The 18,815-nt window shown below is 42.0% G+C and carries 6 protein-coding genes; 1 reads left to right on the plus strand and 5 read right to left on the minus strand.

What is annotated here, in order from left to right:
- The first annotated feature begins 29 nt into the window (after positions 1-29).
- Entirely contained in the window at positions 30-4,253 is a 4,224-nt protein-coding gene (treY, locus tag J4N25_RS23215) for a malto-oligosyltrehalose synthase (protein WP_207424257.1), read from the plus strand.
- A 53-nt stretch (positions 4,254-4,306) separates the two neighbouring features.
- On the opposite strand, the gene J4N25_RS23220 is transcribed toward treY, so the two are convergent.
- The 5 genes from J4N25_RS23220 to J4N25_RS23240 all read right to left on the minus strand — a co-directional run bounded on the left by J4N25_RS23220 (position 4,307) and on the right by J4N25_RS23240 (position 18,529).
- Positions 4,307-5,152, minus strand: coding sequence for a universal stress protein (locus J4N25_RS23220; RefSeq protein ID WP_207424259.1), 846 nt, complete (start codon positions 5,150-5,152; stop codon positions 4,307-4,309).
- Positions 5,153-5,389: 237 nt separating this feature from the next.
- On the minus strand, positions 5,390-5,935 hold the full coding sequence (locus J4N25_RS23225) for a GNAT family N-acetyltransferase (RefSeq protein ID WP_207424261.1): 546 nt from the start codon (positions 5,933-5,935) through the stop codon (positions 5,390-5,392).
- Between the two features lie 131 nt (positions 5,936-6,066).
- A complete protein-coding gene (locus J4N25_RS23230) occupies positions 6,067-6,942 on the minus strand; it encodes a PorP/SprF family type IX secretion system membrane protein (RefSeq protein ID WP_207424263.1) in 876 nt (291 codons plus the stop codon).
- 19 nt (positions 6,943-6,961) lie between these two features.
- Positions 6,962-9,085, minus strand: a complete 2,124-nt coding sequence (locus tag J4N25_RS23235) for a cadherin domain-containing protein (protein WP_207424265.1) — start codon at positions 9,083-9,085, stop codon at positions 6,962-6,964.
- A gap of 84 nt (positions 9,086-9,169) precedes the next feature.
- Entirely contained in the window at positions 9,170-18,529 is a 9,360-nt protein-coding gene (locus tag J4N25_RS23240) for a LamG-like jellyroll fold domain-containing protein (protein ID WP_207424267.1), read from the minus strand.
- Positions 18,530-18,815 lie beyond the last annotated feature (286 nt).

Here is an 18,815-nt window from a genome sequence, read left to right on the forward strand (position 1 = left end):
TTATGTATAAGAAATAACGAAAACCTCACATGTTTAACCCCATATCTACATACCGCTTTCAGTTTCATAAAGAATTTACTTTTGAAGCTTTTGAAAAGATCATTCCCTATTTACAAGATCTTGGTGTAGGCACAGTCTACGCCTCTCCTGTATTTCAGTCAACTTCGGGCAGTACCCATGGTTACGACGGATTAAATCCTCACAAAATAAACCCCGAAATAGGGTCTGAAGAGCAGCTCCTAAGCATAAGCCAAAAGCTGAAGGACCAAAACATCAGCTGGCTCCAGGATATTGTGCCTAATCACATGGCTTTCGATCCCAATAACGAATGGCTGATGGATGTATTCGAAAAAGGCAAGCAATCTCAGTATGCGAATTTCTTTGATATAGGATGGGAAAGCCCGGTACATGGGGGAAAAATAATGGTTCCTTTTCTTGGAGCGACACTGGAAGAAGTTATAGAAAACGGAGAGTTGAAGGTTGATTATAAAAACGGAAGGTTTGGACTGGCCTATTATGACAGCTTTTATCCACTAACTCCCCGTTCCTATCAGAGCCTATTAGGTTTAGTAAAAGCACCCAATCAGGCAATTCAGCAATTACTCGCCCAAATGCAGGGGATGCATCAGGTGGAGGACGCTGAGGTATATTCGAGAGAGTGGAACGAGTTCCTCTTACAGCTGGATTCGCTGCAAAAGAACGAAGCTTCTCGGGCGGCGATAGCTGAAGCTATAAATTCCGTTAACCAGGACCGCGCCCGACTAAAGGAGATCACTTCGGAACAAGTTTATGAATTGTGCCACTGGCAGGAAACTGACACACAGATCAACTTCCGCCGTTTCTTCACGGTAAACGGCCTTATTTGCCTGAATATCCAGGACAAGGATGTATTTGAACACTTCCACCAATATATAAAGAAGCTCAGTGAGCAGGGGGTGTTTAACGGTCTTCGAATAGACCATATCGACGGCTTGTATAATCCTACGCAATACCTGGAAGATCTTAGAAAGCTGAGCGGTGAAGAAGCTTATATTGTTGTAGAAAAAATTCTGGAACCCGGTGAAGACATTCCAAAACGCTGGCCGATACAGGGGAATACAGGCTATGACTTCCTCGCCATCGTAAACAATCTCTTTACAAATGTAAAAGCAGAAAAAGCATTTACTAAGTTTTATGAAAAACTGGTCGGCGATAAAACAGCAATCGAGCAGCAAATACATAATAAAAAAGCGTACATACTGTATAACCACATGCAGGGGGAGCTTGACAATCTTCTTCAACTATTTTTGAAGCTGGACCTGGTGGAAGAAGCAGATTTAAAAACGATTGAGACGCAGGACCTTAGAGAAGCAATTGGCGAAATTCTTATTCACTGCCCTGTTTATCGATATTATGGCAACAGCCTTCCTCTTGACCCGGAAGAAGCAGAAGAATTGAAAGCTATAATCAAGAAAATAAAGAAAAATAACAATAAACTAAAGGACGCATCAGACCTCATCGAGGAAGTTTTGCTTGAAAAGACCAACGACAACAATCCTGCATATAACCAAAAAGCCCTTCAGTTCTACCAGCGCCTGATGCAGTTCTCAGGCCCCTTAATGGCTAAAGGAGTGGAGGATACCTTGATGTATACCTATAATCGATTTGTAGCGCATAATGAGGTGGGCGATTCTCCCGAGGCATTTGGTATCACTGTAGAAGAATTCCACGAACGCATGATAGATAGGCAGGAGAACTGGCCTCTATCCATTAATGCCACCTCTACTCATGATACTAAGCGTGGCGAAGACGTACGTGCCAGACTGAATGTCCTTACTGATATAGCTGACGAATGGCTGGAGACTGTAGAACTATGGCAGTACCTCAACACCCATCTGAAAGAGAACCATAATCCCGAGGTGAACGACGAGTACTTTATCTACCAAACCGTGGTGGGTTCGATGCCAATGCCTGGTCAGGATGAAGATAACTTGAAAAACCGCTTAAAGGATTACCTGGAAAAGGCATTACGTGAGGCGAAAGATAAATCAAACTGGACCACACCGAACGAGGAATACGAAACAGCAACAAAGAACTTCGCGATCTCACTTTTAGATACCGATAAGCCATTTTTCAGGCATCTCCAGAATTTGCAAAAGAAGATCGTTGATTTCGGAATCCTTAATTCGCTGGCCCAGGTACTTCTAAAATTCACTTGTCCGGGTGTTCCGGATGTGTACCAGGGTTGTGAATTATGGGATCTGAGCCTCGTAGATCCGGATAATAGAAGACCGGTTGACTATCAGAAACGCCAGCAATGGCTTTCCGACTTGAAGGCGCAGGATAGCAATTCAGAAGCAAACCTGAAACAGCTCTGGGGAGACCGCTATTCAGGTAAGATTAAATTATGGCTTACTCAGGCTTTATACAATGAACGGAAAGCCGCCAAAGAATTGTTCGAACAAGGAGAGTATGTGCCGCTGAAGGTGAAAGGCAAGTACCAGGATAATGTACTTGCGTACGCTCGCAAACATAAGCAAACCTGGTATATTGTTGCAATTCCATTACATGCTGCAACTATAGCCAAAGAACAGGAGAGCGATCTGCTGGATATCAAATGGAAGGAAACGCGCATAATACTCCCTAAAAATGCACCGAAGGATTTGGAGAACGTCCTTTTAAAAACAAAAGGAAAAGCAGATGGAGAGCTATTTGTAAAAGACTTATTTGCTCAAATCCCTTTCGCGCTCTTAAAGCTTTCAAAGCCCGAAAACCCTCGTAGTGCAGGTATCCTGCTTCATATTACTTCCCTTCCATCACCTTTTGGAACAGGAGACTTCGGACCGGAAGCAAGACGCTTTGCGGATTCGCTTGCCGCTGCCAAGCAAAAGCTATGGCAGATACTACCGCTAAGTCCTACAGCAGCGGGACAAGGATATTCTCCATACAGTGCCATTTCCAGCATGGCGGGCCATACGCTATTGATCAGTCCCGAGCAACTAGTGGATGAAGGCTTGTTGGAACCCAAGGACTTGAAGGGAATAAAACTCCCCTCTAAGGAGAAAGCCAATTTCAAAGAAGCGGAGAAAATTAAGGATGAGCTATTTGAAAAGGCCTATCAGAATTTCAGAAAGGGCAGCTACGCCGAACTTGATGCAGCATTTGTTGAGTTCTGCAAAAGCGAGGCTTACTGGTTAGACAGCTATGCCCTTTACATTGCTTTGAAGCTGAAGAACGAAGGAAAACCCTGGTACGAATGGGATCGCAGGTATAAATTGCGGGATGAGGCAGCGCTTAATGAATTCCGCGAAAAAGAGGGATATATTATCACCAAGACCCAATGGCTGCAGTTCATATTTATGAAGCAGTGGAAAGAACTAAAACAGTACTGCAATAGTCTTAACATACGCTTATTCGGCGATCTTCCTTTTTACGTGAGTTATGATTCTTCAGACGTTTGGGCTAACCCGGAAATCTTCGCATTAGATGAAGAAGGAAAACCACTTGGTGTAGCTGGTGTTCCTCCCGACTATTTCAATGAGGACGGCCAGCTATGGGGAATGCCGATCTTCCGCTGGGATGTTCTGAAACAACAGGGATATGAATGGTGGATCAACCGCATCCGTAAGAATATGGAGTTGTTTGATTACCTCCGTCTGGACCATTTCAGGGCATTTTCCACCTATTGGGATGTACCTTCCAGCGAAGAAACTGCTAAAAATGGAGAATGGAAACCCGGACCCGCGTCAGACTTTTTCCAGGTTCTGGAAAGCAAAATTGGAAAATTACCTTTCGTCGCAGAAGATCTGGGAGACATCGATCAGCCAGTATATGACCTGAGAGATGAGTTTCAGTTCCCGGGAATGAAAGTGCTGCAGTTTGCATTTGGAGATAACCTTCCTGAGTCAATTGACATTCCTCATAATTACGGACAAAATTTCCTGGCCTACACAGGGACCCACGATAATAACACTACTTTAGGTTGGTTTCACAAGGAGGTAGATAACAATATGAAGCAGCGGATAAAAGCTTATACAGGTATTGAGCCGAATGACAACAATATCCACAAACTTCTTGGCCGCTTAGCCTATTCGTCAATAGCAAAAACAGTGATCCTTCCTCTGCAAGATGTTTTAGGTTTGGATGAAAACTACCGGATGAATACACCGGCCGTAGCCGAGAACAACTGGTCATGGCGTTTATTGCCAGATCAACTGAAGAACAAGCATATCAAGCGACTGCAGAACTGGGTAGAAATATTTAACCGGGAATAAAGACAGTTATAATAGAAAGGCAGGGCCCCGCATCATAGCCTTGCCTTTCATTCTTATCCTGGTAACACCAGGAGAGGCAATTTGGAATGCCGAATAAGGACTTTTGTAGTACTGCTATGAAAGATCCTTTCAAGCAGGTTGTATTTTCTGTGAACTACAGCGAGGATATCCACATGCTCGCTAACTGAGAACTCCTCTAATTTTTTTTCGATCTCGTCTCCTGATATTCCCTTGAAGGAAGCGGTACTATTGTTTAGTCTGTTAACAAGGTCGATTATTTGTTGGTGCTCTTCCTCAGAAGTTACACCCTTAGGGGATACATGCGTAACCACTACTTCACTCTTAAACAAGCGCGCAAATTCTGCAAGGAAGTCAACCTGTTTCATATCTTCCAGTTGCAGGTCGGTAGCAAGCGCAACTTTTTTAATATCTGCTATGTCAGTTTTTTCAGGAATAAGAAGGACGGGGCAACTGGCATTATCAATAGCACCGTATGCATTACTTCCAAAAAGGAAATTACTGATACCATTGTCTCCTTTGGTTCCCATTACAACTAACCACACCTGATTTTTTTGAACTACCGAGGCAATGGTATCCGCTACAGTGCCAAAATCACAAAAATAATTCACCTCGGGTTTGTAAAGATTTTTATCTCCACTAGCAATCTTCTTCTTTAACCGATTGGCCGTTTTCTCCAGCAATGCCTTGCTTTCATCCTCAATGATACTGTAAGTTTCACTCTGCCAAAAGATCGCTTCAGCTGCAGGGATAACTTCAGGAACAAGGCAGGCGTTATAAACTAAAATATCAGCACCTGCACGCTCTGCTACTTCAACAGCCAGTTCGGCCGCATGGTCTGCCTTTTTGCTAAAATCGGTTAAAAGAAGAATCGTTTTCATAACAAGAGAATTGAAGGTTAAACTATAAATTTCGGTTTTATATATTTTTAAACGAATGACCAAAGTCATTCTACGTAATATATATCTTGCTATTATTCAGGCTTATTGGCATATACAAGGTACAAAAAATAGCGATACGAAGCAAGTAAAAAAGAAGCCAATTGAAATGCTGGTAGCGTACTAATAAAAAAGGCCTTTGCATTGCTGCAAAAGCCTTCATATTGATTTTATTTTTGTTTATAAAGCTATCTTCTCGGCTTTATCTTCATGCTGTAGTTCCAGAAAATAATAATATCGATATGGATCGCCGGTTTCAACAGATCCGTTTAAAACAAGGTTCCTCGAAGCGCCAACTTTGCGAATCACCCTTTCACTCAGAAAGTTGGATTTGTCGATAATGAATTTGAAATACTGTACTTTGTAAAGGCCTCCCTGTGATTTTAATAGCTCTATCGCCTGCCTGGCAATTCCCCTGTTCCTAAATCCCGGCCTTACCCAGTAAAAAACATTCGCAATACCTTCGATCTCGTCGAACTCGTCGATCCCAATTTCCCCTATGAAAACCTCCTTGTCGGCTGAGAATATTCCATAATGCTTTAGTGGACTTTCATCAAGGTTCTTTCCCACCGCCTTCTCCAACCAATTCAAATTGTTCGTGATATCTTTAATATTATCACTAATGTATTTAGAGAAGGGATCATGTCTAAGTTCGCGCAGTGCCTTTTCCCTTAATCTGGCATGAGCAGGCTGAAGCGGAATTAACTCTACCCTATCTAATATCATCCTTGCATATTCCTTTCATTGCGGAAAGATAAAAGAAAAAGATTTAATTTCTAACTCCCCTGTTAATTCAAAGGGCTCCTGCATTGCTACAGGAACCCTTCTACTTTAGCTGGAGAAATTTATTTTGATACTTAATCGATCACTTTTCCAAAGCTATATTGCAGGAACAGTTGATGACTACTTTTACTAAGGCCTGCATTCTGGGCTGAACTGCCACTATCAAAACCGTAGCCCAAATTCAACTTCTTAAAGTTAAACCCTGCTCTTAAACGTACACTTTCCTGTGAAGTATAAGAGGCTTCCAATACGATCTGCTTTTCCAATTCGCTATACAAACCCATCTCGTACCAATTACCCAAAGTTTTAATTTCTTCGTAGTAGAAGTTAGGCCGGATGTCCACTCCATCAAATTCAAAGGTGTATCCAATATAAGCATTATAATTTCTACTGATCACTGTGTTCCCTTCCATCGGTAAGAACTCTGGTGAAGACACAGCCAGTTGTAATCCTTTCCATTGATATAAGGCTCCGGCAGATACCATTAAATTTCCTTCCTGATACGCGTCTCCGTACAGCACCGGGTCGGAGGTATTAGCGTTCATCACCTCGCCCCGGTTAATACTTTGCTTAAAATAAGCTACCCGTGATCCCAATGATAAACTTTGATTAGCACTAAGCTTAACACGATAGGCATATCCAGCTCCAAAACTTGTTCCTGAAAAAATCCCTGATTTCTGACTTTGGAGAGAGATACCCGCACCATGGTTTTTTCCAAAATTAGAATGCATCTGGAACTGCGCACCCACCTCAGTATTTACTCCGTCAATTGTGTTGCGGTTATACTGAACCGTGCTTTTTAATCCTCCCTCAGAGGTTAATGCACCTGGATTAATATAGACGAGGTCCCAATTTTTGAAGAGGTAATCCTGCACGGTTTGGGCAACCAACTTGTGCCCTGTACTAACCAACAGGAATAATATTATAAAAAATGAAGTATTCTTTTTCATCTTAATCTGTCTTGATAGGTTAACGAAGTATGGATAGAGTACCTTTGAAGGTTTTTGTCTTGTCCTCAGACTGCACAATGTAAATATAAGTGCCTACGGGAAGCTCTTTACCTTGGAAGCGACCGTCCCAAAATGGTGATTTATACCCCTTCTGAAAGAAAACCTCTTTACCCTGTGAACTGATCACCTTGAAGGTATAGGTTTCATATAGGTGGCCATCTTTAATCTCCCAGGTATCATTTATTCCATCTCCGTTGGGCGTGATAACATTCGCCGGCTGAAAATTAACTGTAGCGTCCTGAATGATCGTGATCTCTTGCTCTTCCTCCGAGGCATTCACACCATCATATACGCTTATCCTAAGTTTATAAGTTGGGTATGATGAGTAAGACAAAGTTTTTTTCAAGGTCAAAGTACCATCACTTGCTAATTGGAATGGAGAATCAGTCTGCAGCAAAGTATAGGTGATCGGAGATCCATCCTTATCAGGATCAGTAGCCTCTAATTGGGTGATCACTGTTCCCGGAGCAGTTTTCTCATTCAACTCGATCTGCTTCTTAACCAACACCGGTTTTTCGTCATTCTCATTCTGCAGCTGCACATTGAAGGTATAAAAAGCTTCGTTAGCACCATCAGCAATTCCTATTCTCAGACTGTGACTTTTAGCTTTCTCGTAATCCAAAGCCGACTTCACCAGGATCAAACCTTGCGGGGTAACTTCGAACAATGGATTGGTGTTCACTATACGATAGGTGAAAGTTGTAACACCGTCAGCATCGGCCGGTAAAAGCTGGTGAACTAAACTACCTAAAGCAGCCTTCTCACTCATCTGTATAGTTTCTTCCTTCACAACCGGTGCATTATCATTCAGATTTTGAATATTGAAGGTTATTAAAGCACGGCTCTCATTTTTCCCATCGTTAACCATCACCTCCAGAGTGAAGCTCTTTTTATCCGTTTCGTAATCGATAGATTTTGCAATCTTTATCTCTCCTTTCTGCTCGTGGATACTGAATTTCCCATCCTGGTTGCCGTCACTGATCCTGTAAGTAAAAAGGGAAGAACCATCCGCATCAGATAGCTCCATGCGGTAAACCAAAGTCTCAGACTCTTGATTTTCAGGAATTGTAATCACCTTTGTCAATACTACCGGAGCTGTGTCATTTTCGTTCAAAGCAGTAACCGTTAATACTTTCTCAACAGTGCCACCTTTTCCGTCATCAGCTTTAACCCTTAATGAATAAAACTCCTTTACTTCATAATCCAGCTTTTTAGCAAGGCTTAACTTATTATCAGTTATCTGAAAATAAGCGTTATCGGTTGATCCTGTACCAGCCACTAAACTGTAAACAAAATTAAGGTCGCCGTCAGGATCCACTCCTTGTAAATTACCTACAAGGGTACCTATTGCTGAGTTCTCGCTAAGCTGAAGATTACTTAAGGTAATATTAACCGGAGTAGCGTTACCGTACTTTACTGTCACTTTAAACTCTGCCGACTTAGTTTCATCCGGTGCTATAATTTTATAGGTAACAGGTGCCGTAAAGGTATTTGCACTTACCTTACTAGTTTGCACCAAACCACCAACCGACACTTTTGCAACAGCCGGAGTGGTGTACTCGGCTATAAGGTTACTAAGTGACGACCCGAAAGGGACAACCACATTAATATCGTTACCTACAATTTCTGATTTCTCCTGTCCTGGTAATTTGTAAGTTAAAAACTTCGCCTCTGAACTTAGGCGTGGGTATGAAACTACAAGCGGAGCACTGGTGGAACCGGTCAGCTTTTGAATTTCGAACTGCTCTGTCTGTTCTACATTAACGGTGCGGTTAAGTTTTGCATCGTAGATCTTGAATTTGATCAAGCCTTCCCCCGTATGGTTGTAGATGTTCATGTACACCACATACCGGTTAATGGAGGAGATATACGTAAGTTTCCCTACTCCGCGGCATTCATCATTAATAAAAGCCCCTAAGGTAGTACTTGAATTGTCGGCCTCTACACCGTCGATATTCAAGGCAGCCACAAGTGCCATCTGATAAGCGTACTCCTGTGAGTTAACAGACCATGAAGGAGCCTGTGCCCGGGAGGACTGCGAAATCAGCATGATGACAAATGAGATAAGTAAAAATTTCTTCATCAGAATATTATGAATTTCTTTATAGACTTTCCTAATCAGTATTAAAAACCTGCACACGCCGGAGCGCATGCAGGACTGAAAAGATTATTTTTTAATTACTTTAATTGTCTCCTTGTGTTTCCCTTGAGTAAGACGAACGATATACATTCCTGGAATTAAAGAAGCTTCGTTTCTCGCATCCCAAACAAACACACCGTTTTCCTCAGGCAGTTTTGCGTTCACAAGAACACGAACTAACCTTCCTGACATATCCAGAACTTCGATTACCGTGTTCTGTGATGGATCATTTTTCCATTTCAGTGTTACTTCAGTTTCGAACGGATTCGGATAAGCAATTAACTGAACTGTTGCTTCCAATTTGTCCAGCACCTTGTCGGTAGTGAACATAAATGGCTCTGTGAGTGTACCAGCAATGTTGTCGCTTTTGAACACCACTGATTCTTTCAATGTACTGATTAAGTTACCCTTAGCATCTCTGTAAGAGAAAGTCACAAGTTCGTTCTGGTTATCACTATTAAGGGTTACGAAGAACACTGGCTTTCCTTCCACCATAATTACACTTCCCCAACCTGCCTGCTCTCCTTTTGAGTTCAGCGCTTTGATAACTGTTCCTTCCCGAACTGTCAGGCCTTCAATCGCTGCAATCATATTCATGTTGTAGCGGTAAGCAGAAGGTTTTTCAGCGAAGACAGTGAACTGCCTGTTATCCTCTTTGGCTGCAGCAGCAAGTGTTTTAGCTGAGCCCTTTACTGAAGCAATTGTTGTTGCTCCAGAGTTGATAGAAGCTTTAGGGAAGACAAACTTAACGTCTCCAGTTGCTGACGACTTGATCCGGTAACCTTCACCGATCTTCAGATAACTTAAGCTTCCAATCCAGCCCATATACTCGTCGTATATCGAGAAGCCAGTCTGACTCTTAATAATGTCGCCACTTTGAAGTTTCACTCCAGCAAGCGCATCCTTAACCGGCATACTCACTTGTGGTGTATAACCAACCCAGTTCCAGCCCTTTTTCAAGGTGATCTGCTCATTGGCAGGATTTAACATACCGCCCTTAATCCTAAGGTTAGCATCCGCACTTACTCTCAGTAAGTAGCTGGCGGTGTTATTTACCTGCTTTCCAGGAGGAGCCCAAGAGCCCATAGAGTGGTCGGCGGTCCATTGCTGATCCATGAATACACTCGACTTGTCGAGGATAGCAGGATCGATTAATTTATCAAGTGTAGTGTTCTTAACATTCACGTTGAACGATAACCAGTTCCAACCTTGTTTCAAGGCAATATTCTGATAAACCTCATCTGTAGCAGTTAATACCAATGGATTAGATGGAGCACCATACACTTCGCCGTCGCGGAACACCAGTTCGGCAGGAGTAACATTCGTATGCACCACCCCAGCAGATGCATTCCAGATGTTGAAGTAAACTTTTTCAAGCTCATTCACTTTTCCGTAAACATCCATGAACAACAAGTACTTGTCGTAGCCTGCTACATATTTCACTTGTGCAACACCTCTTACCTCTCCGTTTACAAAGGCTGCTACCTTATCATCAGGGTTGATAGAGAACTTATCGTTGATCTTGATCTGAGCAATCACGCTCATTGATTTGTCGAAGTTTGCAGCATTCACTTTCCAATCTGGTCCAGGTGCAAACACTTTCAAATCAAGCGTTAGTTTCTCGTCGTAACCGAAGTTCGTGCGAAGGAACAGGTCATTCTTGTAGTTACCTATATTCAAACTTTCCTCAACAGTGAAGGTGATCGTTTTCCGGCTATTAGGTTCGATTGTACCAGCAGCAGGACTTGCAGTTAACCATGCAGGCATTCCTTCCAGGCTGTATTTCTCCTGACTACCACCCTGATTTACGATCTGAACCTCGAAACTCATCGGCTTATACAATTCCTTCTCAAACTTCCGGTTCGTGTCGTTCCATTTCACCTGGTTCTTGTCTACGAAAACTGACCAGGTTCTTACTCCCTGCATTACGTTGTTGTGTTTGTCCATGATACCTCTTACAGAAACATCAAGGATAGTTTTCTCAACTAGGGCAGGAGTTTCATTTAAGGTGATCAGGACCTTGTCTCCGTTCACCACGAAATTGAAATCTACTGATTGTTCCGGCTGAGGCCTGTCGATTAATGGAGATATAGTAGTATAGCTTGCATTATTAAACACAGCTACTGACGTACTCTTACCACTCAAGTCTTTATCAGAATTTGAAGAAAGCATTACACCGCTGTTGTCAACGTATGTCTCGAACGGTAAATAGATCTGCAAGTCAGGAAGCGTTGCAGCTTGCTTAATGTGCATCGAGCGCTTAATTTGCTCAGCAGTTCTTGCAGAGTTCCACAATCTGAATTCATCCAGCTTACCTGTAAAGTTCTGAGTAAAGCTGCTAATCAGGTTACCATTATTCTCCTTATTCTCGTAATGTGTACCAAGATAAAGTGACGCAGAAGCCAGCTTTGTAAGCACATCTGCCTTGCGGGAGTTCTTCAACTCTCCATCCAGATAAAAGGATAAATTACCTCTTCTATCAGTTACCATAGCGATATGGTGCCATTGATCGTCAAGGATATTGTTATCTATTCCTTTAAATAGAAGCTCGTTGTTTTTCAGAAATAAACCGCCTTTTCCATCAAAGTCTAAAGACCACTTCATATCGGTATTATCCTGATATGCTGAGAATATGGTCGACTCTTTTGCAGCGCTTCCTGCTTTCACCCACAGTTCAAGGGTGAAGTCTGTATTTTTAGTAATTGGCGCATGAGCTGCCGGAACCTGAACGTAGCCGTTACCAGTTAAGTTAATTGCTGAGGAAGCAGGCTCTGTCATCCAGGTTGCTGTTGTCTGAGCATGAAGTGCGCGAGCAGCATCTTTCAGAATCTTGCCACCCAACTCATTCATTGCCCAACTACCTACCAGGCCACGCTCTGATCCATTTAATTTCTTAGACTGACCTGCGTACACCTCATCACGGCTTCTATAGATATCCCAAACGTTCAATCCGTAAAGGTCACCATGGTATTTCGCAGTAGCAGCAGTTGTTTGGCCTAAACTTATGCTACCAAGGCCTGTAAACTCATTTACTTGTTCCTTCTCAGCCAGTTGCTGATCGTTAGCATACATGTTTACCTTCTTCGTTGCCAGGTCATAGCTTACAGCGTAATGTGCCCATGTATCTGCATCCATTGTCTTGGTGGAAGTGATACGTTCCTGACCATTCCATTCAGCATATAATTTGCCAGAAGCATTGAAACCGATATTGAGTGTTTCTGCACCTTCTCCCTGAGAGAATACCACATGATCTGTAGCATTTGATTGCGGTCTTGCCCAAAACTCAACTGTAAATGAACGCTGATTCAAACTTAAACCTACCGGTATCTTAGCGAAAGATTCCTTGCCATCAAATTTCTGGAAGGCACCGTGCGCACGTTTAGATCCGTTCAATACACCCTTTATAAGGATATCATTTTTGGTCACTAACCCACCTTCAATCTGCTCTCCAAACTGAATCATGATCTCATCATTAGGTGAAAGGATACCATCAGCAGGCTGAGGTGCTCCAAATACCAATGGAGGCGTAGCATCTTTGATACCTGTTCTTACCTGAGAGTAGTTTATCGAACCATCAGTACACAGAGATTTTGCACGCATTTCATAATTACGATCAGGAAGATCAGTTACTATCCAATCGTAAACAATAGTTGGTTTACCATTAATTTTGCTGATAGCAGCATTTTTATCTTTAGCTAATTCAGCATCATAATCAGCCTCTTTATTGTAGAATGTATGAAGAGTTGCCCAAGTATTAGAGGCAGTGCTCTTGTATTGTAACTCAATAGATTTGAATGAAGCAAGGTTTACATCATAACCGGTCATTTCCACTTCAACCTTACCATTCGATTCAACATTGGCAAGCCAGTTGTCCAGTGGCTTTTTCATATCCACAATGGTACAAGCCGGATCGAAATGAGCTGAGATGTATACTGTATCAGCCACGTCGTCCCTTTCGCAAAGTGAATGCAGGATGATACCGATCTTTTCGTAATCGTATATTGCACCAGGTCCTTTTTTAATCGTTAGAGTCTTCTTAAGCACTTCACCAAAAGGAACGTGGAATGCTTTATTAGCTGAGGCTCCATCAATAGATACAATTGCACCATGTGGATTAGTACCATCCAGAACCTGAACTCCTAACCACGTATCATCAGCCTCAGTTTCGCTAAGATTTTCAAGTTTCATTGTAAATACTGCAGCATTTGTTTCAGGTACGTTTGAAACTACTGCCTGCTCAACCGCGATTGAAGGAACTTCTCTTCTCATAGTTGCAGCATTCAGAATTTCACCTGGCTGATAGTATTTAGTTTTTTCCTCTCCCTGGTAAGGACACATAGACTGACCACCACGGGTGAAGAACATTGGAGAGAAGAATCCATTATTAGTTTGAGATCCATTCTCCTGGTATTTATAGTATTCTGCCCAATCGGTGGTCTTCCCAGTTTTAGTCTGGAATTTAAGATCAGAAGGATCTATAACATCTACGCTATAGTAATCACCCTCATCACCGTCCGAAAGAACGTAACCAAAATTGAGGCTGTTGCTACCACCTGATCCATCAGATCTTGTTTTCGACGTACCCCAGGTTGTACTGGTTTCAAGAACAATCCCGAAAGAGTTGATCTTGTAACCCAAAGCAGTTTCCAAAGAACTTTCAGAGGCAATCTCAATAGTATTGGTTGTGCTCCATTCATTGGTCATTGTTTTATCCCAGGTGTAATTAGTACCACCGTCGAAAGAAACGTTATTGCTTTGTTTAGCATTTTGTCTGCTGATCACCTTGTTTGCCTCGTTATCACGTAATGCTTTCTCCCAAAGTGCAATTTGCTGATTGTACATGTAAACAGAGTCAATATATCCTGCTCTCGGAGGATTGAAGTCGTAACTAGGACCACCTACTTTGCGGATAGAAGAAGCTCCTTCTTTAGGCAATACCCATGCTGAAGCACCAAAAGCTTTCTTATCGTAATTGTCTGCTCCATAATTCTTGTGGTCAACCGCAAGCTTGGAGGTGTAATAAGCTTTAGTTTTTGCATTAGTGAAAAGACTATTCCTTAGTGCTTTTATTTCAGGGATTAGTTTCTCTTCGATATGGAATTTCGTATACATGAAACGCGTACCGAAGTTGTTTTGCGCTGCAGCAATACCTTGACGCCTGATCAACGCATAATTTTTACCATCTATTTCGATCAAGTCTGTTCTTGCAAAGCCAAATTTCTCAAATTCGTCGGTCCACTCCACCAGTTCAAACGTCTCCGTTTTACCGATAATGAAGTTCATCGCACTACCCACAAACAAGTCGCCCTTGCTTCCTACAAAATCAGGACTACTGCTGGTTTCCCATGACTCGGCGATGTCGATAGTTTCAACAAATTCACCTTCCTTAGTAGCACCGCGAGAAACAGTTTCACCGCCGCCAATATCATTGATGAATTCGTTCTCAAGCTCAACCTCTACGCCAACACCTGTTGAAGTAGTAAAGGCAAGACCCAAACTTGCTGCCACATTGAAGCCTTCGCTACGTGAGCTGGTTTCGCTTAGTGACATTGTTTTTGACATGGACGAACCTTTAGACAGGTAAGAATAACTTCCTGTTCCAGGAGGGTCACGAAGTACAAACTCCACTACGCTTGGTCCTTTGGTTACAAATCCAGAACCTGTAGAAACTGATCCAAGGATATAACCTTTTACTGCCGGGAAGGCTTTTACTGGATAGTCTCCTACTTTAATAGCTAGCTGAAGACCTTTTAAATAATCACCATTTAGATTAGGAATGGTTGCATTAAACTTATAGTTCAGTTTTCCTTTGCTGTCATTCAGTTCGAATGATTCATCCTGGTTTCCTTGTTTCAGGCTGTTTGTAACTCTAACTTCAGCACTTGTAATTGGAACTCTCGTAAAACGAGTTGCATCACTTTCCTCTTTATCCGCATTCTCATACTCTTCGTAAAAATGGATCGGATATTCATACTCTGCATTCATTTTAAATACAGGAGCACCGAATAGAAGTGATTTGTCTGCTTTAACGAGATTAATCGTTTTGTCGCCAACTTTATAGGTAGACTCCCCTATTGGTTCACCTTCGTTGATCGTGTATTTTGCATCAGAGTGTAAAATGAACTGGCGCTTGAAATGATAAGCAGCTGAGTCTACTTTCTTGGTAGTTACTTTGGTATCGTATTTATATTCCCAGCTATATCCATCTACAGGAGAGGTAAGATCAAGGATCTTCTGATCACCAAAGTCGTAGTAGTCATTAGTGCTCTTTCTTCTATTTAATGTTCTTACCGACTGAACGATAAATCTTTCAGGAATAATGCGAGCTACAAACTCACCGTATTGCTCGTCAGTAACAATTTCTAATGTTCTTTTAGTAACATCTATAGAATCCAGAGCTGCCTCTTTTTCCGGTCTTAAGATGATCTTTGCGCGACCAAGGTTGTTTGCAGAAAGCCTTACACCAAGTGATTTTGCTTCTTCCACCTGTCCACCAGCAACACGTCCGCGAACCATTACTGTAGTCGTATCGATCAAGTTGTATCCGCCTCTTAAGTTTTCCTGGAAGTCATGAAGACCTCTGGATGGGAAAGCTGGATTAGCAAAGAAGTGACCCGGCTTACTGAATGTAACGTTGTGTTTACCGATTGGAACTAATAGTTCATAATTTCCATTGGCATCAGATGAAACAGGCTCATTGTTCGAGTTGAGGACTTGTTTTCCGTCAACCATCACTTTTACACCCTGTACAGGGAACTGTGTTCCTTTATATTTAACTGTACCATACATTCTGAATGCAGATACGTCTTTGAAGTCTTTACCATTATGGGTAAGTGCTCCGTCTCCAATAAACAATGTCATTGAAGAGGCTTCGAATTTATGGATACCCAACATCGGAGTGATCTCATAAATTTCACCAGCCCCTCTAAACTGGATATTGGTCATTTTATAATCCCCTTTAGCATCAGTGAATGCAACGTTAGCCAACTGGCTTTCGGAAGGCACTACAGTGCTCCACTCAAAGTTTCCGGAGATCTTACTATGATTCTCATTAAACTTACGTCCTGATTTCGAAACGTCGAACCCATTGGCCGAGAAGCCCTCATCAAAACGCAAATAAGCAGTCAGGCCAGTTTCTCCACCCACCATAAAACGGGAGTAATCTCTTTCCAGCTCTTTTCCATCATGAGCAACAGTCCAAACACGAACCTCATCTAATGTTCCTACGAAACCCTGGTTTTTAGAACGGCTGTTACCGATGATTAAAGGAAGATTTTCATCATCTGCTTTAACGAAGGCACTGTTTAGTTTTTGAACTGCGAATACAGAATCGTTCACCACCCAGTTAACGTCATTAGCACTGGTTAAGCTTACAGACAAGTGGGTGTATTCGTTATTCCTGAACAAGACCTTAGCATCAATACTTGATTGTTCTGCGCCTGATTGAAGTACAAAGCGACCATTGGTATAAGAAAGTTTAAGTCCTTTCCCTGCCTCATACTGGTCATACAAAACGTAATCCTGATTGATGTTCTCCGGACGTAACCATGCGTCTAGTCCCCAGCCATTTGTTCCAGGCCAGAAAACTTTAGAAGACACAAAGCCTATAGAGGCAGACTGATCCTTAAACTTGATCGCTTTACCTACTGTTCCTTCTGTATTTCTAGCGCGAACCATTACATTTTCTACACCCTGACCACCCTCGAAAGCCACGCGACCAGTAATAGTTCCGTACGGAGAGCGGAAACCCAGAGCTACCGCATAATCTGTCTTTAAAGTAATACCATCACAAGGTGCAGAACCCTGGATACGATATTCATATATTGTGTTCGCTTCAGTATACTCATCAATAAATAGTGTAGCACTACTGCCTTCCACCCTGATCAACTCATAAGGAGTACCAGAGCCGGCAATACGTCGGAAGATATGATAGTTCTGAATACGGGAAGGGTATTTAGCCTCCCACTGCAATTGGATATAGTTAGTAAAGAATCCTTTGGAAGCCTTGAACTTAAAATCGTGATTATAGAAATTATTTTCAGGATCAAGCTTTTCAGCATCTGTAATTACGAATGCATCCGTTATATTATCTGTAACAGTTCTGGTAATAACATTCCCCTCAGATTGTGTATACCTATTTATAGCTATTAATTGGTACTCATAAGTGTAACAGGATTTTAAGCGGGTATCCGACCATTCACGGATATCCTTAGCTAAATTGATCGTTGATTCTTCTTGTAAGATACCTGTCTGATAAACTTTTCGGATCAATTGGAACTTATCATTGTTCAAACAGTCGTAAATCCAACTTAACCGGTGATGAATCCCGTTTAACGCGAGATTAACCGCCGGAACGGCAGGTTTAAGATTAGCAGCTGTAATCTGACGAGTGTTAGATCTTAAGGGCTGAATTTCAGCTCCGTCCCTATATACTCTTACCTGGTAAAAATAGGTTTCATTATATTCCAGGTCCGACTGATCCTTTACATGCCATTCATCCTTGTTGTCAATAATAATTTCTTTAAAATTCGCGGTAAATTGATTATTGGTAGCTCTCACCACGCGGTAGGTCCAGGTGCCATCCAGCACGGGCTTATTTTTCCAGTCTACCCATATCCCATTATCGCAAAAAAATAGTTGAGCATTAGTTGTCTCAACCTTCATATTACTCCAAGCTGTTACATCTCCTGAATAAGATTCTATAACAGAATTTCCCGCTGTAGTCAGGCGGGTTTTAACTTTGTAGTTATACTTAGTGCCTTTTACAGCACCGTGGTCAGTCCACTCTTGGGAACTTGTTGTTCCTAAATAAGAATTGTTACGATAAACGTCGTATGAGATTCCCCACTCAGGATAACCATTAAGATTTGGCTTATTCCATTTTACAACTACGTCATTTAACTGACCGGTAGACCAAAAATTGAAGCCGGCACCGTCGATGGTTGGGATATTCTGATTTGAATATCGTGTACCCGCACGGTCATCGCTGTCGTTCCATGTATAATCAAATCCCACTGTCAGTCCTTTTCCAAACCAGTCGGTAGGTATTTGAATAAAATAGTCGCGACAAAGATGGGCTCCATCCCAATACTCTCCCCCGATACTAACACGAGAATCACGCCACCAACCTCCTGCATTTCCACGCGAGGCCCCTTGCATGAGGTTTATTGTGCCTCCGTTAACATTCACAAATAGTCTGGAATTAGTAAGATCATCGTCGTCACATGACCAGCAGTCATCCTCGGTGATGGAAACTTTTACTCTAATTCTCGCCTGATCTTTCTGGAAGTAGGTATCAAATAAGAATCCTAAGGCGTACGACTTAGCTGTAACACCTACTAACAGAAATAAACAGACAGAAAAACATTTCAAGTAGAATTTACTCATACATTACTCATTAAAATTTTCACTTGTCCTTGAGAGCAATACTCCATTTGCTCCTTTCATTCGGGCGTTTCCTACGGGAGAAATTAAGGTTTGTTTTGGCGTTTAAGTATGAAATTCAGTAGTTCGGACTTGTTCAAGTATGAATTTCGGAGCTTGATACCAGGTTGTTGGATCTACTTCTAAAACAGGAAAGGCTTTTACATCATCATGCAAAAGCCTTTCCTGTTCCGATTACGTTTCGCGTTTAATTTTTCTCGAGCCTGTCCCGATGGTGTATCTCTGCGAA

It is taken from the genome of Desertivirga brevis, from assembly GCF_017355835.1.

Excerpts from the sequence above, each read along its gene's own strand:
- J4N25_RS23220 (WP_207424259.1), bottom strand. The coding sequence starts at position 5,152 with ATGAAAACGATTCTTCTTTTAACCGATTTTAGCAAAAAGGCAGACCAT.
- J4N25_RS23235 (WP_207424265.1), bottom strand. The coding sequence starts at position 9,085 with ATGAAGAAATTTTTACTTATCTCATTTGTCATCATGCTGATTTCGCAG.
- J4N25_RS23225 (WP_207424261.1), bottom strand. The coding sequence starts at position 5,935 with ATGATATTAGATAGGGTAGAGTTAATTCCGCTTCAGCCTGCTCATGCC.
- J4N25_RS23230 (WP_207424263.1), bottom strand. The coding sequence starts at position 6,942 with ATGAAAAAGAATACTTCATTTTTTATAATATTATTCCTGTTGGTTAGT.
- treY (WP_207424257.1), top strand. The coding sequence starts at position 30 with ATGTTTAACCCCATATCTACATACCGCTTTCAGTTTCATAAAGAATTT.
- J4N25_RS23240 (WP_207424267.1), bottom strand. The coding sequence starts at position 18,529 with ATGAGTAAATTCTACTTGAAATGTTTTTCTGTCTGTTTATTTCTGTTA.